Source organism: Desulfosporosinus sp., from assembly GCF_014237355.1.
Taxonomy (GTDB): Bacteria; Bacillota; Desulfitobacteriia; order Desulfitobacteriales; family Desulfitobacteriaceae; genus Desulfosporosinus.
This window is the reverse complement of sequence record NZ_JABZFS010000061.1, coordinates 25,211-47,984: the sequence shown is the minus strand read 5'-3', so window position 1 is coordinate 47,984 and position 22,774 is coordinate 25,211. Positions and strand designations below refer to the sequence as shown.

The following is a 22,774-nucleotide window of genomic DNA, read 5'->3' as shown; positions in this document are numbered from 1 at the left end:
ATTACTCTATTTTTATACTAACAACAAACGCTTAAACAAGCTCTAATTTATCCCTTGCTAAATCTGTCAACATCTCACAAATTGAAGATTCTTCAACAAGATGTCTGATATCATTTTTAGTATTGAGTACATAATGTTCGGTTGATGTTATACGATCGTGATCAAAAATCTTTTTGATTTCCATAAGACAAAATTCGGAATTAGCCAAGATTGTACCAAATGTTCTTCGCAACCAATACACTGTTATATTTTTACTAAGCCCTGCTTTTTTAGCAAAGGCCTTAATGAGTTTATTCATCTCATAAGTGTTTAACTGAGTTCCTTTATCAGAGTAAAACAGATACCTTTTATCAAAATTTGCCACTGCTTTTAGTCTTTCTGGGTCTTCCAAAAAAACCTTAATGGTTTCCTCCACTCCCTGAGTAAGTATTCCTCTCCTCCAACCTGTTTTACCCTGTGCAAAGAGAAGGCTTAGTTCAAACTTGATTTTGTCCTCCGTCAAATTACATATTTCCACCCCAGGTCTAATTGCTATAGTTAGCAACATAAGTACCAAGGTAAAGTTCCTGACACGGTGTTGCTTATCATAAAAATAAGCTGCTTCCAACAATCTCATACTTTCATCAAAACTCAGGCATTTGTCACTCATGTTATTAGATTTACGACTTCTTTTAGGAATAACGAGTGAGGGGTTTTCAATAAGAATTTTACGCCTAAATAAATAATGACCGAACTGAACTAATGTAGTTACATAATCATTATAAGCCCAATCCTTTAGAGAAGGACTTTTTTTCGCTATAAAATCTAAAAGAAGCAACTCGTCTAGCGGTAGATAGAGCTCTCTTTCCTTATAAACAATTTTCTTTGCGCTCCTAAAATCCCAATCATCTTTAAGTTGTTGATTACTCTCAATATAGTTACAAAGTTCCATTAAAACTTTACGCTTTTTTTGCTTAGCGCTTTGACCCCACTTGTTAATGGATAAAAAATTCTCAATGGTCTCATACGAGTTCACAAAATTCACCTAGCCTTTTGATAGTATTATTCGTTATTTTTCTCTGCTCAAGACTTTTCAGATGCTGCTCAAAGTTTCGGATTGAAAGAAAAGCTAAAGGAAACTGTTCTTCCATTTTCTTTCTTATATCCTCATTCTTAAGCCTTAAATACGTGGCTGTTGTACTGATATGGGCATGTCCGAGCAATTCTGAAACTAAGGTAATATCAAACCCTGCTTGCAGTGCATTGACCGCATAGGTATGGCGTAAGCGATGGCTTGCCCCCTCAAGGATTTGGGCCTTCTCGAACACTCTCTTAATAATCTTACGAGTAGCCTCTCGACTAAGACGCTCACATTTATTTGATCCTTTACTACAAAGAAAAATCGGCTCATTTCCATCGGACAAATTCTTGATATCCGTACCTCGTGTTTTTTCCAAATAAGCCTTTAGTACTTCTTTGGTTTCGTTAGTTATCGGCACTTCGCGATCCTTGTTGAATTTACTTTGTCGTATTTTTAGAACTCCTTTTTTATAATCAAAATCCTTTAGGTCCAATTTGCCAATCTCACTAACACGTAATCCAGCATTCATAGCTGTAAAAATTAAAGAAAAGTCTCTTAGAGCAGTTTCTCGCTTTGACAAGGAAATCTCGAAGATTTTATTTTGCTCTTCCTTTGTTAAAAATTGTATAGGCAAGTCGCTTTCTGGCATTCTATCAATATCTTGAGCAGGAGAATCTTCTATGAGTTCCCTTTTAACCATAATCTTAAAAAAGACTTTCAGAATTCCCAATTTCTTGTTATAGGTTGTATTCGCAATCTCGTTTGATTGTTTATGAAAGTTTTTCTTACTTAAATATTCCAAAATATCAGTTTCAAGAACATTAGCCAACATAGGAACCACATTTTCCTTTTTACACCTCTGGATGAAACAGTTTAGTAATCCATTTAACTCAGTTTTTCGGTTTTCTACGGTTGTTGGACTCATTCCCTTTTCAATATCATTGAGATATCCTTCGACTGCATCTTTAAGTAGAATGGTTTCACCAGGTAAAGATATTTTAACCCTTTTCCTTTCTCCCTTTAAAAAGGCCAAGTTGTCGATTATATCATCAATACCTATTCCGAGTTGATCTAAAAACTCCTCTACTTGTAATTGCTCAATTCCTAAAGTCACAATATTCTCCCCCCATGGTCGGTAATTGTTCTTTAACCCGTTTAGACAGCAAGGTCTTTTTCGCGAAAAGATAGGGATCTAAGTGTTTGATAGATTTATGGCCAGCTAATTCCTTGATTTTATCCAGATCGTTTGTCTGATATGCCAATTCGGAAAATAAAAGGCGTCTAAAAAAGTGTGTAGCTCCTTTGGTTTCGATTCCCGCTTTGATTCTAAATCTATGGTAGAAATAACGGAGCTCATCATAGGTCAAAGGAGTACCAATTGAGTTTTTCCAAATAAGCGCATCAGAATTTTCCGGACTACTTTTTAGATATAGCTCAAGAAACAATGACGTAATGCCTGGTATCGGAAGAATTTGTTTATTACCGCCTTTTCGCTTAATCTTGATAGCATTTTGCTTAATTAGGACATCGGAACGCTTAAGTCTTAAACCTTCTATAGATCTTAACCCATCCGTTGCCATTAACGTGAATAAGCTAAGCCACTTCAAAGCCTCTTTGTCCTCCCAAAGTGCATCAAAAAATTTCCGAACTGTTTCTACTGGCAAAAGTTCTCCCTTTTCTTTTGGAACAACTTTAATATTATCTAAACTGTTACAAGGATTTTGATGGATATATCTTCTTAACTTTAAAAACTCAAACCATCTTCTGATACTTCTTAGTTGAAGTTGTGCTGAGTCCTTTGTAATTTGTTTTAGTTCAACCCTCATAAGTAAATAATTACGGTATTTATAGAGGGTTTCTGATTTTATTTGCCTAACATTTATGTGAATCGGATTATCTTGATCGACTTCCTTTGTTTCAACGAGCCATGTTAAAAAACTTGAAGCATTAAGTCGTGCTCTTTTTTGCCATGTCTGACCGACTTGCGTAAGGTAGTCAATAAACTCCTGAACTTTAGGGTGAATTTCTAACTCTACCCCAACATGATGAATACTCTTCTTCCCATACCAATTCAAAAGATTCACACATTTGTTACGCTCGATGTTCAATCTACTAAGGTTAAGCTTATCATAGTAAAACTTACAAATTTTCCTAAGAATAGTTTTCCTTTTTTTGTACGAGTTAGTTTTCTCCAATTCTTTGAGAACTTCAGTCAGAAATTCACTGTCTAAAAGTAATTGGTAATAGTTATTCTCTCCATACTTTTCACTAGCGATTTTTTTTATTACCTTAACTACAAATTGGCTGTGAATTAGGTAAGATTTATCGCTATAGATAGTTTTAAAATAGGAAGAGAATTCTTCTTCAAAATCTTCACCCTTGTTTATTGTCTGTAACTCTAAAGCAGGAACCCCCATAGCCTCTTTCATCTCCCTGAGCATTTTAAGGGTATTCTGCTCAGAATTATGACTTTTTAAACGTGGGTTGTCCCCAGTAGAACCGGACTGGGGACAACCCGAGTCTCCCCCAAAAATTTCTTTAGAGGTCAAATCTGAAAATTTTGTTCTATTGCAGGTAACATCTAAACCGTTGGATACGAGGTTATTTTCCATGTTTCATCCCCCTTCTTGTAAAACAAAAAACCAGCAACCTCTCAAACGTTAAACGTTGAAAAGTTACTGGCTTGGTTTATTTTCCTTCGCCAAAAATTCATTCATTTGTTTTAAGTTTACAACTTCAAACAACCATAATCAACTAATATTTTTGAAAATATAGTATTTTAACGAAGTTAATAATATATTAGGGTCTAAGAATCTGCTGATATTCCTCGTCTGAAATACTTTCCAAACGCAAAAGGGGTACATCAACAACGCCAAGCTCTAAGTCAATTTTGCCACTAGCATAATCACTTGTATATATCGTTATAGATCGGCTCCCATTCTCCATATTGCTCGTTTGGATGAAATTCCAGGCTCATTTTATGAGAATTTTGATCGTTCATATACCGAAATGCCTGTTCTTTATCCACACCTAAGACCTGTAAACGCTCAATAAGTATGAAGTTACCCGCGTGGCTGTCAAAGTTTCCCACGACCCAGTCCAAGACATGTTCGCGCTGAATGTCTTGTATTTGTTCAGTCGTTAATCTTCGCCAGTTAATGTCTTTTAGATTCCCTATAACCCCAGGAATTAGAGGTTGCACCGAGCCAAGTGCTCCCTCTGCTGACGTGTCGAGCTGTACAGGAACATGGTCACCATAACTGAAAATCCTCGCCGCGATCTTGGAAACTGTTTGCTGAATAAGCGCTCTAAACGGTTCCTTACTCCCGGATTTACTAACAGATGGCTTAAAAATATACTGTCGACCATAGTGGTCTGATATATGTCCTTTTTACCCGCTCCCCCTTTTATCTTCATAGTAAGCATAACATATCCTTTGGACATTTCTTTGATTGAACCACCTTGGAATCTTCGACTCACAGTAATCGATTTCAACAGACTCAGGAAGACAATCTATCATGGAGCACGGTTATAAAATCATTTAAAGAATAATAGGAAGGGTCAAATCACAAAGGATTTGACCCTTCCTATTGACTGTATGCTGAGTAAAGGTGACTCGTTTGTACCCTCACACCTTACCGCACTACAAGACACCAGTTTCTCACCACTAGTCTATAATCTACTCATCATACTTCTAGTGCAATAATTCATTACGAAAGGGCAGGGATTAAGAGTCCCTCGCGCTTACGAGGATATCCTCAACACACTATATTGCTGGACATCGTTTCCTAACAAGTAAGGATAAAGTCGGTAAATTTATCATATAGGCCTCTGGTACGCAACCCATATACCTCTTTGACATCAGCTTGGAATTCGCTACCTACGTCCCACTGATAAACTACTTTACTAAAAAAACTTCCGTTATCGCAGAAAACCTGATAACCCTGATCTGTGAGATAGAGGCTAAAACACTGCAACTGTTTACCTCGTACCTGGCAGATATATTCGAACTCTTTAAATAAGAGATCAATCTTTAACTCACCGGATTCAAAGTCTATATCGATCTTTATCTCTGTTTTATCTAAGATATCCTTGCCAAAGTGATGGACGGCAAAAAGTGCCACTTCTCGTTCTAACACTGATATCAAATCTTGATCAGGCAACCTGTCGACAATCAGAAAACTCTTGTTCGGACTCCCTTGATCTTGCTCTTGCATTCGGGTTCCTCCTCGTGATTCATGTAAGTTTTTTTACGATAAGTGTTCTACTTTTATATTCGCTGGCACTGCATTTAATTAATTGCTAACTGTTATCGTACCTTTGTCAGGGTCTCTAGCAAAAAATTTTATTTGCTTAGAACTGTGAACTCAACGTGTGTCAATCGACATCATTTTGGAGACGCCTAATTATTATTAGCACAAATCTATCCACTGAATCATCAATAACCTTCGCTCAACAAGTAAGTATAAAGTCATTGTATTTATTATAGATGTCCCAGGTAGGCAAGTCGTAAGCGTTTTCCAGGTCATTTTGAAAACCCCAACCCGTTTTGAACTGATAAACTAATTTGCTAAAGTAGTTTCCGGTTCGTTTGTCGTAAAACGCCTGATAACCATTGTTCTCCAGTATAAGGTTAATACTTTGAAGTTCTTTACCTCGTAGAACACTGTAATATTTAAGCTCCTTGAATATCATACAAATAGATAAGTGTTCTTCAAGGTCGTCGTCCTCAGTGAGAGTGACCTCTACTTCAATTTTATCCAAGATATCCTTTCCGAATAATTGGACGGCAAAAAGTTTAACCTTTTTTTCCATCATCGAATAGAATTCATCATCAGTACAATCGTCGATTATAAGGAAATTCTTGTTAAAATTCAATTTATTTTCTTTCGGTTGATTAACTTGCTCGTTCATTATTTGCCCTCCAGTAATGATTCGTTTTAAAGCTTGTTTCCTCTGACCTTCTTGGGTATCCTTATGGGTTGATCGCACAAAGCTAACAATAATGCTCAGCAAGTAAGCATATAGTTGTTAAATTTATTATAGAGGTCCTTCGTCGGCAAGCCGTGAGCTTCATGGAGTCCAGATTGAAATTCGCTACCGCTAATCCACTCATATTGGATTTTACTGAAGAACTTTCCATCGTCATAGAAAGCTTTAATTCCATTATTTAGGAGATATATGCTAAGGCATTGCAACTGTTTGCCATGGGCCTGACTGAAATATTCATACTCCTTAAACAAGAGGTGAATTGATAGCCATTCGCCATCTGGTTCATCGTAGCGAGTGATCTCTACATCGATTTTATCCAATATTCCTTTGCCAAAGGAATTGACGGCGAAAGCTTTAACTTCTCGCTCTAAAATTGAGGATAACCCCTCTTTATAAGTAGCATAATCGACTAAAAGGAAATTCTTTTTCGAACTCTCCCACTCATTTTGTTCTTTCAATTGATCTCCTCCTTAATATTTGATATGTGAGTTCCGCACGATGACAGCAGTGCTATAGAAGTGTTGAAAATTAGCCAACTGTTGTGATATGGCCAATATATAATTACAGTTTCTTAAAAAAGATCATGTTTGTATTCCCACCTTATATTCTTTTTAAAAGCATAAATTATTTATGCCTATGTTAATATGCTAATCTATGTTTAATTTAATGTCAAATAAAATAAAAAAGTTATAGTTTGATTAACGCATTGCATTAATCAAACTATAACTTTTAATAAAGCAATTTATTTTCCCTATTTTTAATAGTTACTTTTGATACGATTGATTACGTTGTACTATTAATGGTATTTTGTAATCAATTATATTGTTTAAAACACAATAATTTTTATATTATTTATTATTTTTTACATTTGCGGGGATTGACATTGTTAAATTGTCCGCGTTATCATTAATTATGACAATATTCGACATAAAGAGAAAGAGGTCATTTTATGAAGTTAGGAACTCCTGTCAATCACAGTCAATCTCGTTTTCAAAATCTAACCCAGTCTTGCCTAACGATTTGGGAGCGCTATTTTACAGATGAAGAACTTCGTGAACATATCCATGAACTTGCCCGAAAGCTCGATTGTTCGGCAAACACAGAGCAAGCACGACTTGACACCCTCGATTCCCATCTCTTAGGACTTAAGAAACATCTCAGCCCCACGAAATTTTCTCAAGCCCTCACCGCATTTACAAAGCTCTATCAATTTTTCAAGGAGCGTGGAGCGTTAGCGAACAACCCGTTTGTTTTTACTGAGGATAGTTTAATAAAAGCTATAATTACTCATCAGAATCCGCCTCCAGATGTATTGAAAAAAGGCATCCAGGAACATTTGGACGATCGCGTAAGTCGGCGGAAACTCGCCGTCGGTTCACTTTCCGCATACCGTAGCGATTTGAATCAGCTTTTTAATTATCTCATCGAAAACAACCTCCAGTTAACGGTTAATGCGATTGAAGCATACGCCATTTCTCTAACACAAAAGCAAAAAGGTGCAACCCTCTTTGCAGAATCAACGATCGCACGTAAAAAGAATGCCGTGCGTGCGTACTTGCGAGACGAAATTAAACGAAAAAACATTGAGCTTGATGAAGAGTATCAGAGCCATTTAATCACAAGCAAAAAAGACAAAACCCCAAAAAATCGACATACCTCACTGAATCTTGAAGAGGTGGGTCGTCTCATTGCATACATAGCAACTCTCGACCCGCGATCACAACTTGAAATCTTACTCCCTCTGCTCCTTGGCGCCCGGGCAAATGAAGTTGTGGGTATACAAGTCAAACACATTAACTTCATCGGCGGAAGCATAGAACTGTTTAAGACAAAAAATGGCTTGCCAAGAACCGTTCCAGTTCCAGCTTTTTTAGAACAAATCCTCAAGGATTATGTTAAATTACTGAAGCTAACTCATTTTGACTACCTTTTTCCAAACATCCAACGGAAGGCTATCAGTCCCAAAACGTTAACTGAACATATTAAAGTAACGATCATTGCCGCTGGAATTAAGCGCCCAACGACCACTCATGATTTTAGAGCAACTTATGCAAACCTACAGTATTATCACAATCAAATCGCCCTTGTAGAACTTCAAGAACTGATGGGCCATGAAGACATAGCAACGACCCTCCAATATGTTGGGAAAAAGCAACAGGATAGAAAGCCTCCCCTGAGCCAGCTTTATCTGGATTGGTCCCGTCTACTCATCCCAAATTGGTCAACGAAGTCCCATGCCTCTAACGAGACCACAGCACTTTATTATTATCCCCAAACCAAGGAAGAAATTGGATCAAATAATCCAGCAATCTTGTCGGGTGAACCTATTAGGACCTCGCTATTTAGAGTCGTTAAATAAAGCCTGTTACTTTTGAACTTGATTTCCTATGGTTTATTAGACGAAAGGACGGTCATCATCATGTATCCAACGTTTTCTCTATCGGATTTTAAAGTCATCATCAGCGGCCCAAGTATCGAGGTCTTTGAGTTTGAAAAGGGTCTTCGACACGGATACCAAGGTCGAGGTGGTCGACCCAGAAACGTCAGCACTCCTAACGCACATCAGCGTAGACAAACCCTCAGCAAAGCTCGCACTAGGATTGAACGCTTATCGTTTGCCAACTTTAACACCCACGATAAGTTTATTACACTGACCTTTGCTGAAACCCCGCTCTCTCTGAAACAAGCCAATACCGATTTCAAACATTTCATTCAAAAGCTTCGCTATCGTTTTCGTAATTTTCGTTATCTAGCCGTCCTCCAGTTCCAAGACAAAAATGACCGTGGGACCGTTCATTACCATCTGCTCACTGATCTTCCTTACATCGACCAAGTTGAATTAGCTGCCCTCTGGGGTCATGGCTTTGTCAAAATCAACAGCATCCGCCATGTTGAAAATGTCGGGGAATATGTCACTAGCCACTTAACCGATGATCCCTTTGATGCACGACTCCATGGTCATAAGATTTTCTTCACCAGTCGCAACTTAAAGAAACCAGTGATCGTTCGAGGCATCGAGGCGAAAGAAATCGCCGACGCCCTAAAAACAAAAAAAGAAGTATCCGCTATGTATTATCATAGTGAATACTTTGGAAAAATTAATATTACAAAATTTAATCTTAACTCGTTAGGGATAGAGACTCTAGAGGCCTAGAACCTGTCCTCGAACTCAGAGTCTAGGCCAAGCCTAAAACAAGAGGCAACCGCAATGGTTGCCTCTTGTTACATGTTTAGAATAAAAAAAATCGGAAATAATACTGCTCATTCAGAGGAAACTGGGATTGCATATTTATGCAGACACGTTTTTTCCAATAACCAAAAAATATTGCGGTCAGCCAACCATAAGCCGAGTTCTGTACCTCCGTATGGAGGTGATGATCATCTATCTCGAACCGCCGTTACCGACGGCCTCTAGCGACCTTACCCGGGAACAAAAACGGGCCGTTCATAGTTCCCCTATTCAGTCTTGCTCCAGGTGGGGTTTACATGGCCAGCCAGTCACCTGACTGCCGGTGAGCTCTTACCTCGCCTTTCCACCCTTACCTACTCGGAAGTCAGTCGTCAGAATCCAGAAGCCGGAATAGAACTAACCTGCTCTGACCTCTGGCCTCTGACAACTGACCTCCGCTATCGGCGGTATATCTCTGTTGCACTTTCCTTGGGGTTTCCCCCACTGGGCGTTACCCAGCACCTTGCCCTATGGAGCTCGGACTTTCCTCAGGAGCGACCTTTCAGTCCATGCCCCCGCGATCATCTGGTTGGCTTCGCTTAGTTATCTTACTAAAAAAACAAGCGTTGGTCAAATGGATGTTACTGGTTAATTGACTTTTGGTTTTTCTTTTGCCATTTCTTCTATTTCATCATCAATATCCATTAGCTCAGTTAGCCATTTCGCACGATTCGCATTATCCGCCAGAATGTTAGCTAACACCTTTTCACGTTGTTGTCGTAGAATTTCAGTTCTGCTCATCATTTTGCATTTCTCCTTTCAAATCCGGTTGTATCGAAGCGATAGTAATCCTTCTTAATAGACCTTGAGTATTTCCTTGAAAGAACTCTATTATCTGATTATTCCTTACAACCATATAGTAATATATTTCACAATTGATGTCAAGTGGTAATAATATCTTTCACAAATAAAATCCACGTTTTTTATTTTCATAATTAAGATCCCCTATGGAGACACTCTTTATCTCATAGGGGATCTTATTCTATTGCCAAGGTGAACGATTAACTGAACTAACTCGTATTTCAATTCCTTGAAGGGCTTTCTCCTCCGTCAGGTAGTCGTAGGTTGCTTTAAGCATAGGGGCCTCAGTCAAAAAATGCCCCAGATCCCCAACAGCCATGCCTCCTTCTAAGGCATCGAGGACTGCATGATGGTCAACGTCCCCTGTAATGAGAAGATCAGCACCCTTAAACAATGCTTTAGGTACGAACCGCGCACCACTCCCATTGACTATCGCTACTTTTTTCACTTCTTTCTCTAACGAACCAGCTAAACGAACCCCGGTTAGCTCATAGGGTTGTGAATAAACTCCTGATTGCTTTAACTTGTCTAAAAAGCTCTTCCATAAAGCCCCTAAGGGTTGCGGACGGGTCAAATATCCGCTTACTCCATACCCACGTTCCTCACTATCTCGGCTGGGATTGATATCATACACACGCTCCAAAGGTTCCATCTTTTCCAGCCCGATTAATTCTCCTAGGACTCGGCTTGAGGAAACTATAGACTGATCCAGGTTCGTGTGAGCAGCATAATACCCGATCTCATGTTGCAAAAGACGCAAGGGGACTTGGGCGGCGGCGTTATCCGTTCTTAGGTTCTTCAAAGGACGAAAAATAATTGGGTGATGTGCCACGATGAGTTGGGCGCCAAACCCTTTCGCTTCTTCCACCACTTCCATGGTTCCGTCCAGGGTAATCAGGATGCGCTCGATTGTTTGGGAACCATTTCCAACGAGTAGTCCCACATTATCCCATTCTTCAGCCCAGGATTTTGGAGCGATCTTTTCAATTAACTGGGCAACTAGTCCAACGCTTACTGCCATTGACGCATTCCCTCCACTAAAACTAAAGTCAGTGAAACTTCTCTTATCTTAGCCGCGATCTCAGTGCTTTTCGATTTCTTCATTTGCTGTATCTGCCTTAATAACCTGCCCCGATATTCGTCAAACTGCTCGTTCAAGAGATTGGGGCGTTCTTCCAAGATTAGCGGCCCAAAATGCCAAACAAGCTTATGTACCAAGTTTTGATAGTCCGATTCCGGCAGCTGCTCTTCCTCAAGAACAGGACGCAATCGCTGAGACCAAGACTGTTCCATCTTGAGCAATTCGTTCATCTTCCATCCTTCGACCTTTGAAAAAGCCATGACGACATAAATTCGTTCCTCTTCTTCCACCAACCGCTCAGTCTTCAGAAGCCAGCCTTCCTTCAGCAGGGTCAATCGAAGAGCTCCTTCTGCTCCCTGTGGTTGAACAATCAGATCAGAGATACCCCTCAAAATGTCCGGTCGCGCCGAAAAAATCTCTAGCATAGTTCGTCCACCCATTCCCGCAAGAGTTAGGACATTCACTTCCCCCATCTCAAGGGGCATTAACCCATCCCCAAATCTTACATCAATAACGGCTTCTAAGCTACGACCTTTAACCGCAGCCAAGGCCGACTCATAAGGCCCTTCATGGACATCAACAGCGACTGCTTTGGCTATTTTCTGTGCTTCATAGAGGGATATAGGCAAATAAGCATGATCTGTCCCTATATCTCCGAGATTAGCACCCTCTGGCACAAACGAGGCGACAGTTTGAAGCCTCGGGCCTAAAATTACTGATACTGCCATAGTTTCACCTCAAAACGGAACATTCCTAATTAGTTAATTTCATTTATCCATTATAAACTATCATGTAAATTTATTATACCCAAAAAGAAAACTCCTGAACTCACTTTGACTTAAAGAAAAGGTGGATAGATTTAACCTACCCACCTTTTCTTGGAACTATCTTTAATATTTCATTGAAGACCTTTCTAAGGACGATTCTCTATACTGCACCATAAATTAGGATACTTCCCTAACACTGTTCATCGTTCCAGGGAAACCGACCGAAGATTGTGCGCCTGGATCGACTAGGATCTCGATTAGGTAAGGACGGTAGGCACTAAATGCTCGTGCTAAGGCATCCGTGATCTGCTTAGGCTTTTCAACTAATTCAGCCTCAACACCCATTCCTTTGGCAACAGCGGCAAGACCTAGCCCCCTTTGAAAAACAACCACAACCACCGGGATATTGTGCTTTGCAGCCGTGGCAAGCTCTTGAAGGGACACACTCAAACTCGCATCCCCGACGACATTTACAACTTGACGTTCTGGATAAGCAAGCTGAGCGCCCATTGCCGCGCCAAGGCCCCACCCTGGGGCAGCAGCTCGATCTGTAATTAAAAATGTTCGAGGTTCATAGGCCTCATGTAATTGATTGGCCCAGATTTGGCTTAATCCGTGATCTAAGGTCACGATAGCATCCGGTCGGAGCCCCTTGCGAACCTCGACAATCGCCTGCTCTGGTTTGAGAGGACCATACCCCAAATCCCTCAGACGGTCTATTCTGGTTCGTTCGATTTGAAGTAATTCAATTCTTTCTAGAGCCTCTCTACTAGGTTCATATTGACGGTCGCGAATAAATCTACTAAGCTTGCGAAGGAAATTCTTGATATCTGAAGTGATCATTAATTCCGTTGAGTTCTGGTCCGTGACGTCTTTTTGATCCGCTCTGATATGAATGATCTTACATCCTTCTTTTAAGCAATTGATTTTTTCCGCACTCCAACTATTAATCCCCCCATCTAAATTCAAAACAAGATCTGCTCCTAGAAGGGTTTTTTCTCCAAGGGGTGTTTGGCACATAGTCCCTGCCATTCCTGCATATAGAGGATGATAATTCGGAAAACAATCTTTGCCCATGAGAGAAGACACTACAGGAATCTGAAGTAATTGAGCCAGGTCAATAAGGTCTTCACCGGAACTCCCAAGAGCAACTCCTCCACCAACCATAAGAACAGGGTTTTGTGCTTCTTTAATCAACGTATACACTTGTTCTAGCTGGCTGTCTGTGACTTGCATTGCTCTAACAGGCTCTGCATTTTCCTTCACTAAGTAATTCTCAAGGTTAATTTTCAAAAATTCCTTTTGTACCTTCAAAGGGAGATTAACTAAGACCGGGCCTTTCCTGCCCTGATTAGCTGCTTTCCAAGCCTCACTCATTACCTTGGGTAAATCAGATGCCTTTGTAACAAGGTAAGTAGCTTTAGTTACTGATTGAGCCCTTTCGACAATTCCTCCGTCTTGGACTTCTTGAAAATCTATAAAGGCAATTAGAGGAACTGAATCCTCATTAGCACTATAAAAGCCAGTCAGTAAATTAGTTGCACCTGAACCAGATGCAATGGTGCAAATCCCAATTTTTTCGGTAGACCTGGCATAGCCATCCGCCATAAATATTGCGGTCTGCTCATTACGAACATTAATTATGCGCATGTATTCCCCTTCGAGGACCGCCTCATACAAGGGAAGATTCGTTGCTCCTGGAAGACCGTAGACTTGGGCTACTCCCTTATGTTCTAAAAATTTCACTAGGAACTGTGCCCCTGTGATTTCGACTTCTTTTACAAGCTCATCTGCAAAATAATGTTTTACTTTTTCTCCGGTTCCCCAAATCGTCATATCTGTCTCCCCCTTTAGATGTTTTTTAAGACTAAGCAAGCAAATCACTTCTATTGTCAACTTTGTATCAAGTCTCGGTTTCATATATTAAAACAACGTTTTACTTAATGCCGATACTACGTTTCCTCTTTCCAGTACCATAATACATGACAACGGGCTTGCTTAATTCAACCCTAGTTTGTGCATCATTTACCCATTGATGATCATTAGAACTTTCGAGATTGGACTTTCACAGCAAAAAGTTTTGTTTCAATATATAAAACGTTGTTTCATATATTGGTTAAAAGAAAAAGGCGTTTCGCCTTAAACTATTTGTTGTAATATTCTATCATGTAATACGATCTATATGCAATACCTTTTATCTCCATAGATAGCTTTTTATTGATTATATAGTTTTCCTTATTCGACCGTCTCTTCTACATAAAACTGGACTTTAACGTCATTCTTAGCTTCAATCACTAAGCATACATCCTCTTCAGTGGGGTTGTAATTTACATTAATAACATCGTCTAAGTTGATCCAAAATACTTCGTTTTCTACACTCCATACTGAGACCTTATCGTCTGCTACATCAATATTCCCTACAACCCCAAAATCCAGAGTACACTCCACAACAGCAAGTATTTCTATACACTTGAGATATTTACCGAACAACTTCTCCCTGAGATACTTTACGAATTCAATTTTTGAAGATAAGGTTATCATGTCACTGCCCCCCTAATAAATAATTATAACACATTATTAGGAGCAAGACATTCCCGTGGCCAACATCAAAAATACATTCTGACCCTTTCTGACATCTCGCCTGTCTTTTAGAGCGGTAGGGGGCATGCCCCCTACCACAAATTGTTTATTCTACTTTTTAGATCGATAACCTTCTGTTCGATTATTTGGGCAGTTTTAATAAACTCACTCTTTTCCTTACCTGTAGGATCATCCAGTCCCCAATCCTCCCGGTATTTACAGGGCAGAAACGGACAATTCACGTTACATCCCATGGTAATTACCACATCGACTGATGGAATGTCGGAAAGCAATTTTGAGGTTTGAGTTTGGTTCATATCTACTCCATAGAGTTCATTGACCACTGCAACTGCATCCTGATTAATCTGTGGCTTGGTTTCAGTTCCTGCTGAATAGGCCTCAAAGGCATCCCCTGCAATGAGCTTTGATATTGCCTCTGCCATCTGTGACCGACAGGAGTTATGAACACAAATAAAGGCAACTTTTATCTTCTGAGACATATATTAAATCTCCTTTAAAAGCCATGCTTTGGCAGGCTATTTTCGTTAAAAAACTTGCGTTTGAAAAAGAGTGCTGAATTTACCAGGGCGATCATAACCGGCACTTCAACTAAAGGACCGATTACAGCAGTGAAAGCCACATCTGATGCAATCCCGAAGACTGCAACGGCAACTGCTATGGCAAGTTCAAAATTATTACTTGCAGCTGTGAAAGCAAGGGTTACCGTTTGATCATATCTGAAACCGCCCTTAAAGGACATATAAAAGCTAACAAAGAACATAATGGCAAAGTAAATTAACATAGGTATGGCAATTCTAACCACATCTCCAGGATTATTAATAATCTGCTCTCCTTTGGTTATAAACATAATAACAATGGTATAAAGCAGTGCTATTAAAGCTAAGGGAGAGATCTTTGGAATAAATACCTTTTCATACCACTCTTTTGTTTTAATTCTTATCAAGCTGAATCTTGTAATAAAACCTGCGGCAAAAGGAATACCCAAATAAATAAGGACGCTCTTTGCTACTTCCCACATGGAAATATCCACGACCTGACCTCCCCAGGAAAGTCCCAGCCACTTAGGTATTAGTGTCACAAAGATATAAATATAGACGGTGTACAAAAGAATTTGGAAGATAGAGTTAAGCGCTACCAGTGCAGCACAATATTCATTGTCACCTTTAGCCAGGGAATTCCAAACAATAACCATTGCAATACACCTAGCAAGCCCTATGATAATAAGTCCAATTGCAAAACCAGGTTTATCTCCAAGGAACAAAATTGCCAGCACAAACATTAAGATAGGTCCAATAATCCAGTTTTGGATAAGTGAGAAGGAAAATATCTTTTTATTTTGCGTCACTTTTCCGATCTCTTCATACTTTACCTTGGCAAGAGGTGGATACATCATAATTATAAGACCTACAGCTATCGGCCATGATATTGTTCCGGTGCTGAATTCACCCAGTGACTTTGCTAAGTCAGGAAAGAAATACCCACCTAAAACACCGACTGCCATAGCGATAAATATCCAAAGTGTCAGAAATCTGTCTAAAAACGATAACCTGGATTTTTCAGTAGTTTCCACTTAAATCATCCTCCCTAAATCTATTCACAGTTCATTGTCTTGCGCTTTAACCAATCCTTTAAGTTTTGTAGGTCGTTCTGATATAGTTCTAGATTCCTCAAGTTGTCATAGACCAAGCTATCTATAAACTTTATACGCTCATCTATCGCCAACGAATAGTAGACCCACTGGGCATGTTTGCGGTCTTTCACCAATTCGGCATTCTTCAGATAAATTAGGTGCCTTGATGCTTTAGCTTGTGATATTTGTAAGGTTTCCATGATATCACAAACACAGAGTTCTTTTTCGAATAATAGGTTTAAAATCCTTAACCGTGTTTCATCGGATAGAGCCTTCAGTGCATCTAACAGGTTCTCCATTAATTCACCTCTTTTCTAATCTATATTCTTATATTCGCTTAAGCGATTATATGAGTATTATACACCATAATGTATTAAAAGAGAATATCATTTAGGCTTATAAAAAAACACTACGCGTCTTTTTACTATACATGTCTTTGCTATGAAAGAAACTTAAGCGCTATGTCATCCTGAACGAGTGAAGTATCTTGACCCAATATAATTTTTCCATCTCTCAATGATGCTGCTCATGCAGCATGAAAGTCTGATAGGCTAAAAAAGAAGCCCTTTTTCGAAGGCTTCTTTATCAGCAATATTCTAACGGTATTTACCAGTTCGAGGAATCTCCTCCATCTTACTTATAAGTTTCAAGAATCTTAGCTATATCCTTTGGCTTCAAGACCTTACCAACGGAAACAACCTTCTCATCAATGACTAAGGCCGGAGTTGACATTACCCCATAGGCCATAACCTCCTGAAGATCGTCGACTTTAATAATTTCCGCTTGTATGCCCGTCTCTTTTAATGTTTTCTCGGTATTTGCTTTCAAGGTCTCACAGTTTTTACATCCAGAACCTAAAATTTTGATGATCATAATAATCCACTCCCTAATTATTTTTTTATAATCCCAAACAAAACCTATAACAGGCACTTAACACAAGTAGTGTTTCCACTAGTCTAAAAGATGTTCCGCTACATCAACAGATAACCAACGGCATTGAAGAAGTATCCAATGATAAGAATGCCCAGAGTAACAATCCCCGCAAAGATCGCTAAAAGTTTTATCTTCACAACTTTATTTAATAATATCATAGAGGGCAGTGAAAGTGCTGTTACAGCCATCATAAAGGATAAGGCGGTTCCGATTCCTACCCCTTTTAATACTAAGGCTTCAGCAATCGGCAAGGTTCCAAAGATATCAGCATACATTGGCACACCAGCAAGGGTAGCTAATAGAACCGAATACCATTTATCCTGGCCAAGGACCGCTGAAATAATGGTTTCTGGAATCCAATTGTGGATGGCTGCACCTATACCAACCCCGATGAGAATATAGAGCCATACTTTATTAATAATCTCTAAGACCTGATCTTTTGCATACTCCATTCTTTCACGAATCGTCAGCTCTTCTTGTTCGACATCAAGTACCTTATTGCCAAAGACAAAGGGTTCTACATACTTTTCGAGCTTTGCTTTACTAATAATTGATCCTCCAATTACTGCAAGGACAATTCCGACAACCACATAAGCTATGGCAATTTTCCAGTTAAAGATACTGGCAAGCAAAATAACGGATGCTAAATCTACAAGCGGAGAGGATATTAAAAAGGAAAATGTGACTCCAATCGGCAGGCCTGCGCTAGTAAAGCCGATAAACAACGGAATGGAGGAGCACGAGCAAAAGGGTGTAACCGTTCCAAGTAAAGCTCCTAATATATTTGCTGAAATTCCATTGTATCTACCTAATATCTTTCTGGTTCTCTCAGGCGGGAAAAAACTTTGGATATATGAAATTGTAAATATTAAGACTGAAAGCAATATGAAGATTTTTATGACATCATATATATAGAAATGAATGCTTCCACCTAATCGATCCTGGATGCTTAACCCAAAAAGGTTTTCTACCAAACGCTGTACTAAATCATAAAGCCACTCCATTCTAAGTAATTGATTATTTAACCACTCAAAAATAAACAAACAATCATCCCCTTAAAAGTCAAACTTATCTGGCTTTCCTCATATTACACCTTTATTTCTTAGCCGTAAGTTCTTGTTCAGAACCTCATCTATTTGATAATGAAGTCTTTGTTTCTTCAATTTGACGAAGAATAATTGCTTCAACAAGGTCAACCATTTCGTAAACCTCCTTGTTTTTTACTGAGTATATAACCTTAGATCCGTCTTTCCTGCTTTCAACAATACCCTGATTCTTCAATACTGTAAGATGCTGAGAGGTGTTTGACTGTTCAGAATCAAGATTAGGTAGGATATCACATACACACAGCTCACCATTTCTTAATAGCTTAACTATTTGAATTCTAGTAGGATGAGCCAAAGCTTTAAATACATTTGAAATAAGTTGGTTGCCCATATTTGACAATTCTCTCACCTCGATTATTTATTATATTAGAAATATCTAATATGGTGAATTTATTATATGTTATCCCTCTGTACCTGTCAAATGATACAATCGCCAAAAAACTCCCAGACTTTTCTGGGAGTATTCTGAGAAATATTCATTTCAGATTTGAGGATCACAAAAATTACTATGAGATTAATCCCAACGTTAATTGGGCCAAATTCTTATAGAATACCGTTCTGGCATTCTCTAGAATTCTAATTGAGAAATCCTTGATCCACGGGCTCAGGAAATTATTAAAAAACTCTTCCTTCATTACTAACCACTGCTTGTCACCTGTTTCGATGTGTTTAGCAATAAGGTAATACATAAATTCAAGTTCAGTTACAATATGATCGGGAGGCTCTTTAAACTCATCGGATAAATTCAGCCCTGCTTGACGGTAAAACTGTAATACCTTAACGGTAGAATCCCCCATGACTCGACGCTGACCTTCCAAGTAGACAGAGCCATAAGGAGGTGCTAAGAGATCAAAAGGGCCTATAAATAATTTGGCATAATCTACTGTTAAATCTTCAAGCTTTGATTTGCTGTCAGATAGGGTTTTCATCTCATTTACTATAGGAATGAGTTCAGGTTTAAGGTTCACTAGAGTCTGCTCTGAAAGAGTTAGTATTTCTTCCAACCCATCCGTAGGGGGACCATAAAGAAGGGAAATCAGTTTATAGACATTCGCTGTTTGAGTTAAATCTTGAGTATATGTGGGAGAGGTCATAAATCACCCCAACCTTTCGATTTTGATTTCGACTAGCCTGCTCCCAACAGGATTCTGCAAACGGGCCGTTCTGACCCGTTTGCAGCTTTATACTTTATGGGGAAATTCCTGCCTTCAGTTGCTTTCCCTTAAGCCAACACCAGGTGTATAACATAAAAGTATTTAAGCTTAAACCAAGACTTCTACTGAAGCTTATTCTTTCCTAAAAGTGACGAATATAAAACACTTTAGGCTTAGTGCCTACATGGGGTTTTAACTGTTTGTAACCATACTGGGCAATTAGCTTATTGACTTCACTCGCTGGATCATCGAAGTCCCCGACGATTCTTGCCCCGGAGGGACAAGAATAAGCGCAGTAAGGTTGTTCATCTTTGGCTAGGCGATGATCACAGAGGGTACACTTTTCGACGACTCCTTTGGGACGAATTCCGGCGTAAGTTGTAGCGCGTTCAGGATTATAGTAGGGAAGTTTTTGCCCAGTCTTTTGAGCGGTCTCCTGCCCAGATGACGTCCCTTTATCAATAAGGGTTGTCGTGTCTCTCCAGAAAATATGTGGTTCTTTAGAATTAAAGTTAATGACATCATAGGGGCAAGCTTGCATGCAGCTCTTACACCCAATACATTTATCAGGATTATGCAGGGTCAGGCCTTTGTCATCCTTATACATTGCTTTAGTGGGACATGCTTTTACACAAGCAGCATTATCGCAATGATTACAAAGGGTGGGTACATACTCATAGTTTACATTAGGGAATACACCCGTTGTTCGCTTTAGATGATGAGCCCAGAACATTCCCTGATCGACGTTATTCTCACTCTTGCAGGCTATGCCACAGGCTCCACACCCGACGCATTTATGCAAATCAATTACCATTCCGTATCGTGCCATTGTTATTCACCTCCGCATTTTAGGGTTTATTTACACCTTTTCGATCTTGATTCGGGTCACTCCACCATGGCGGGCGGTACTTCCACTTAATCTTTCATAGTCAGCCGGGAGAATTTCATTGTTATTTCCACCTCGTGGAGTTCGTTTTCCGTAATCTAGAGCAGCGATTTTACCATAGGCCCAGTGTCCTTGACCAAAGCACTTACCAACTGTTCCCGGCCTAACCCCTTCCCACAGCTTTGCACTACAAGTAATACTCCCGGTTGGAGAGGTAATACGGATTTTATCCCCGGTTTTAATGCCCAGCTTGTCACCATCGACAGGATTAATTTTAGCAACATCATCCCAGGCCTCATCTCCTGGGTCGACGTCCTTAAATTCCTGATACCAAAGAGTATTTGCTGAGCGAGCTTCACGATTAAGCCTTGAGCGATGCTCGAAGAAAATGAAGGGATATTCAGATTCCTCTCCCCAACGGAACGGTTCTTCGTAGTGAGGGACAAAAGCAAGTTCGCCACGGGCTTGGTATTTGGTTACCTGCAGAACATCATCAATGTTTGTTTTGTTCTTTTCGGCATGCCCATTAAGAGCCTTCTTCAAGGTCTCACTGTAAAACTCGAACTTCTTGGTTTCGGTTCCAAATTTATCCCAGTTTTTGAAATAATCAGGTTCAACAGAATTCCAGACCCCTTTATCAACGAAATCCTGCCAGCCGTTAAGGGTATCTCCTTTTTTCTCTTTACTAGGATCCCACACGTTCTGGGTTAACTGCTTAAGCAAAGCCATGTTGAATTCCATGGGGGTTGTTGGCGACTTACCTGATTCGGGGTCTTTTACCTCCTTCATAAAATAATCAAGGAGATTAGGGAAGCCTTTCTTCGCTAACGATTCGGCAATCATCCAGGTAATTTCTGTTTCATCAATTCGCACATCCCAAATGGGCTCCACGACGCGTTGTTGAATCGAGGCAAAAGCAATCTTATTGGCCTTACTTTTGGTAAAGGCCCACTTTTCAAAGGCGTGAAACGCTGCTGGGAGGACAATATCAGCATATTGTGCCATTTCGGAAGGGTTTGTTGTTATATGAACAAGGAAGGGAAGTTGTTCTAGAGCTTTCTCCCATCGTTGTGCACCTGAACAGGAGAAGGGGAAGTTACACCAGTATGCTAAAGCCATTTTAATTTCATAGGGATTTTTGTCAAGCATACCATCAGCGACGCGGTTCGTTACAACGCCTCCGCCCGTCTTTCCGCTTTTTAAAGCAGGGAATTCCTTCGTTCCACGCTGATCAATCTTCTTGAGTTTAGTCCCCTTTTTGGAAAGATCGTCCTGGTAGGCTTCATAACTTGGAACTTTTCCTGTTGGAACACTTGAGCTCCTCAAGGTTCCTCCAATATTTTCAACAGACCCAACCAAGGCATTTAGAGCATGGGTTGCCATTGCTGTATAGGCTCCGCGGACTTGCATCGAAGCTCCAGGTGATAACCAAGAAATAGCGCGGGGTGCAGCTTTAGCGAATCCTCTAGCAACACGGATGATTTGTTCGGCGGGTACTCCAGCCCGTTCTGCAGCCCATTCCGGAGTACGATCCTTTAATTCGAGATTCCACCACTTAACGATTCCGAAGGTAAGTTTTTCTTCAAACATATCTTCAGAAACGGGTTCTCCCTTTTTAAAGAGATTAGCTCCATCTTTGAAATCCCCAACAAACTCTTTATTCCATAATCCCTCACTGAGAATGACATGAGCAATAGCTACAGCTAAAGCACCATCTTCCCCTGGAATAACCGGCATCCACTCCTGAGCTTTGGCAGCCGATGCAGATAGGCGAGGGTCAATTGCCACAACGGTGGCTTGATCTAGAACCTTACCCCACATATTAATGGCATGGGGAACTTGTCGGTTAGAGGCAACAGGGTCTGCTCCCCAGAGAAGAACATACTGGGTTTCGGCTAAGTCGTAATCCCGATAGTCCCAGTAGGCTTCAGTATAATAGGGACCAAATTTTTCAGCTTCCGCACAGATTGCACTGTGAGAGATGTTATTCGGAGAACCGAAGATTTTAGTGGTTGCATCATACAAGATATCTGCCATTCCCGAGTAACGTCCCCGCATGAGAACATACTTCTCGGGTTCATTATTATTGCGAAGCTCCATCATCTTGTCTGTAATGGTATCAATTGCTTCTTCCCAGGTGATGGGAACAAACTTAGGATCTTCATTGCGTCCTTTTTTAGGATTTGTACGTTTCATGGGTACTTTAACTCTGTCTGGATCGTACATCTGTTGAATGGCCAGATGAGCGCGTGGACAAACTTTGCCATGACTTGCCTTACTGTTCGGATTTCCTCTTACTTTGGTAACCCGGCCTTCAACTACATACGCTTGCATGGCACACCAGGTTGTGCACCCTTGACAAACGGTACTTAGCCATTTTCCTTCATCGGATGCCGATGTATTTTCACCTTGAGCTAAAGCTTTGAGGGCTGGAAAACCTGTTGTTCCCGCAACAAGAAGCCCTGTTGCCGCTGAAGCTTGTAGAAACCTTCTACGTGTAATTTCCATTGAGATCCACCTCGCTTATTTTTATG

The 22,774-nt window shown here is 40.0% G+C and carries 23 protein-coding genes and 1 other RNA gene; 2 read left to right on the top strand and 22 right to left on the bottom strand.

All coding sequences use genetic code 11. The annotated features are described in order from the left end of the window. Positions 1–31: 31 nt before the first annotated feature. The 7 genes from HGJ98_RS13100 to HGJ98_RS13070 all read right to left on the bottom strand — a co-directional run bounded on the left by HGJ98_RS13100 (position 32) and on the right by HGJ98_RS13070 (position 6,510). Complete coding sequence (locus HGJ98_RS13100) at positions 32–931, bottom strand: tyrosine-type recombinase/integrase (RefSeq protein ID WP_291351856.1); 900 nt, start codon at positions 929–931, stop codon at positions 32–34. Positions 932–1,001: 70 nt separating this feature from the next. Then, a complete protein-coding gene (locus HGJ98_RS13095) occupies positions 1,002–2,174 on the bottom strand; it encodes a tyrosine-type recombinase/integrase (protein WP_291351855.1) in 1,173 nt (390 codons plus the stop codon). Continuing rightward, a complete protein-coding gene (locus HGJ98_RS13090) occupies positions 2,158–3,672 on the bottom strand; it encodes a site-specific integrase (RefSeq protein ID WP_291351854.1) in 1,515 nt (504 codons plus the stop codon). The genes HGJ98_RS13095 and HGJ98_RS13090 overlap by 17 nt, the downstream gene beginning before the upstream one ends. A 293-nt stretch (positions 3,673–3,965) precedes the next feature. Next, on the bottom strand, positions 3,966–4,262 hold the full coding sequence (locus HGJ98_RS13085; RefSeq protein WP_291351853.1) for a hypothetical protein: 297 nt from the start codon (positions 4,260–4,262) through the stop codon (positions 3,966–3,968). A gap of 586 nt (positions 4,263–4,848) precedes the next feature. After that, positions 4,849–5,277, bottom strand: a complete 429-nt coding sequence (locus HGJ98_RS13080) for a hypothetical protein (protein ID WP_291351852.1) — start codon at positions 5,275–5,277, stop codon at positions 4,849–4,851. 235 nt (positions 5,278–5,512) lie between these two features. After that, complete coding sequence (locus HGJ98_RS13075) at positions 5,513–5,974, bottom strand: hypothetical protein (RefSeq protein ID WP_291351851.1); 462 nt, start codon at positions 5,972–5,974, stop codon at positions 5,513–5,515. Between the two features lie 95 nt (positions 5,975–6,069). Next, positions 6,070–6,510, bottom strand: coding sequence for a hypothetical protein (locus tag HGJ98_RS13070; protein ID WP_291351850.1), 441 nt, complete (start codon positions 6,508–6,510; stop codon positions 6,070–6,072). A 491-nt stretch (positions 6,511–7,001) separates the two neighbouring features. Between HGJ98_RS13070 and HGJ98_RS13065 the strand changes: the two genes are divergently transcribed. Both HGJ98_RS13065 and HGJ98_RS13060 read left to right on the top strand, forming a co-directional pair. Continuing rightward, positions 7,002–8,411 carry a site-specific integrase gene (locus HGJ98_RS13065; protein WP_291351849.1) on the top strand — a complete coding sequence of 470 codons (1,410 nt, stop codon included), beginning with the start codon at positions 7,002–7,004 and terminating at the stop codon, positions 8,409–8,411. 60 nt (positions 8,412–8,471) lie between these two features. Then, the gene (locus tag HGJ98_RS13060; protein ID WP_291351848.1) at positions 8,472–9,206 is read left to right on the top strand and encodes a hypothetical protein; all 735 of its coding nucleotides are present in this window, start codon (positions 8,472–8,474) and stop codon (positions 9,204–9,206) included. A 173-nt stretch (positions 9,207–9,379) separates the two neighbouring features. Here the strand turns inward: HGJ98_RS13060 and rnpB are convergent. From rnpB to HGJ98_RS12985, 15 genes are all read right to left on the bottom strand, one after another. Beyond that, positions 9,380–9,818: RNase P RNA component class A (gene rnpB, locus HGJ98_RS13055), an RNA gene on the bottom strand. 51 nt (positions 9,819–9,869) lie between these two features. Continuing rightward, the gene (locus HGJ98_RS13050; RefSeq protein WP_291351939.1) at positions 9,870–10,022 is read right to left on the bottom strand and encodes a hypothetical protein; all 153 of its coding nucleotides are present in this window, start codon (positions 10,020–10,022) and stop codon (positions 9,870–9,872) included. Between the two features lie 241 nt (positions 10,023–10,263). After that, positions 10,264–11,103, bottom strand: coding sequence for a Nif3-like dinuclear metal center hexameric protein (locus tag HGJ98_RS13045; protein WP_291351847.1), 840 nt, complete (start codon positions 11,101–11,103; stop codon positions 10,264–10,266). Further along, on the bottom strand, positions 11,094–11,891 hold the full coding sequence (locus HGJ98_RS13040; RefSeq protein WP_291351846.1) for a class I SAM-dependent methyltransferase: 798 nt from the start codon (positions 11,889–11,891) through the stop codon (positions 11,094–11,096). The genes HGJ98_RS13045 and HGJ98_RS13040 overlap by 10 nt, the downstream gene beginning before the upstream one ends. Positions 11,892–12,107: 216 nt before the next feature. Then, positions 12,108–13,766: a thiamine pyrophosphate-binding protein gene (locus tag HGJ98_RS13035; protein WP_291351845.1), complete on the bottom strand. Its 1,659-nt coding sequence runs from the start codon at positions 13,764–13,766 to the stop codon at positions 12,108–12,110. 399 nt (positions 13,767–14,165) lie between these two features. Next, a complete protein-coding gene (locus HGJ98_RS13030) occupies positions 14,166–14,471 on the bottom strand; it encodes a hypothetical protein (RefSeq protein ID WP_291351844.1) in 306 nt (101 codons plus the stop codon). A 131-nt stretch (positions 14,472–14,602) separates the two neighbouring features. Next, positions 14,603–15,010: an arsenate reductase ArsC gene (locus HGJ98_RS13025; protein WP_291351843.1), complete on the bottom strand. Its 408-nt coding sequence runs from the start codon at positions 15,008–15,010 to the stop codon at positions 14,603–14,605. A gap of 14 nt (positions 15,011–15,024) precedes the next feature. Continuing rightward, positions 15,025–16,101 (bottom strand): ACR3 family arsenite efflux transporter, encoded by a 1,077-nt coding sequence (gene arsB, locus HGJ98_RS13020; protein ID WP_291351842.1) that lies wholly within the window; start codon positions 16,099–16,101, stop codon positions 15,025–15,027. Positions 16,102–16,121: 20 nt separating this feature from the next. Then, positions 16,122–16,460 (bottom strand): metalloregulator ArsR/SmtB family transcription factor, encoded by a 339-nt coding sequence (locus tag HGJ98_RS13015; RefSeq protein WP_291351841.1) that lies wholly within the window; start codon positions 16,458–16,460, stop codon positions 16,122–16,124. Positions 16,461–16,794: 334 nt separating this feature from the next. Beyond that, entirely contained in the window at positions 16,795–17,034 is a 240-nt protein-coding gene (locus tag HGJ98_RS13010; RefSeq protein ID WP_291351840.1) for a thioredoxin family protein, read from the bottom strand. 98 nt (positions 17,035–17,132) lie between these two features. Then, entirely contained in the window at positions 17,133–18,137 is a 1,005-nt protein-coding gene (locus HGJ98_RS13005) for a permease (RefSeq protein WP_291351839.1), read from the bottom strand. An 85-nt stretch (positions 18,138–18,222) separates the two neighbouring features. Next, positions 18,223–18,531, bottom strand: a complete 309-nt coding sequence (locus HGJ98_RS13000; RefSeq protein ID WP_291351838.1) for a metalloregulator ArsR/SmtB family transcription factor — start codon at positions 18,529–18,531, stop codon at positions 18,223–18,225. Between the two features lie 175 nt (positions 18,532–18,706). Next, complete coding sequence (locus HGJ98_RS12995) at positions 18,707–19,294, bottom strand: molecular chaperone (RefSeq protein ID WP_291351837.1); 588 nt, start codon at positions 19,292–19,294, stop codon at positions 18,707–18,709. A gap of 202 nt (positions 19,295–19,496) precedes the next feature. After that, positions 19,497–20,183: a 4Fe-4S dicluster domain-containing protein gene (locus tag HGJ98_RS12990; RefSeq protein WP_291351836.1), complete on the bottom strand. Its 687-nt coding sequence runs from the start codon at positions 20,181–20,183 to the stop codon at positions 19,497–19,499. A gap of 30 nt (positions 20,184–20,213) precedes the next feature. Continuing rightward, positions 20,214–22,748, bottom strand: a complete 2,535-nt coding sequence (locus HGJ98_RS12985) for a molybdopterin-dependent oxidoreductase (protein WP_291351835.1) — start codon at positions 22,746–22,748, stop codon at positions 20,214–20,216. Between the last annotated feature and the right edge of the window lie 26 nt (positions 22,749–22,774).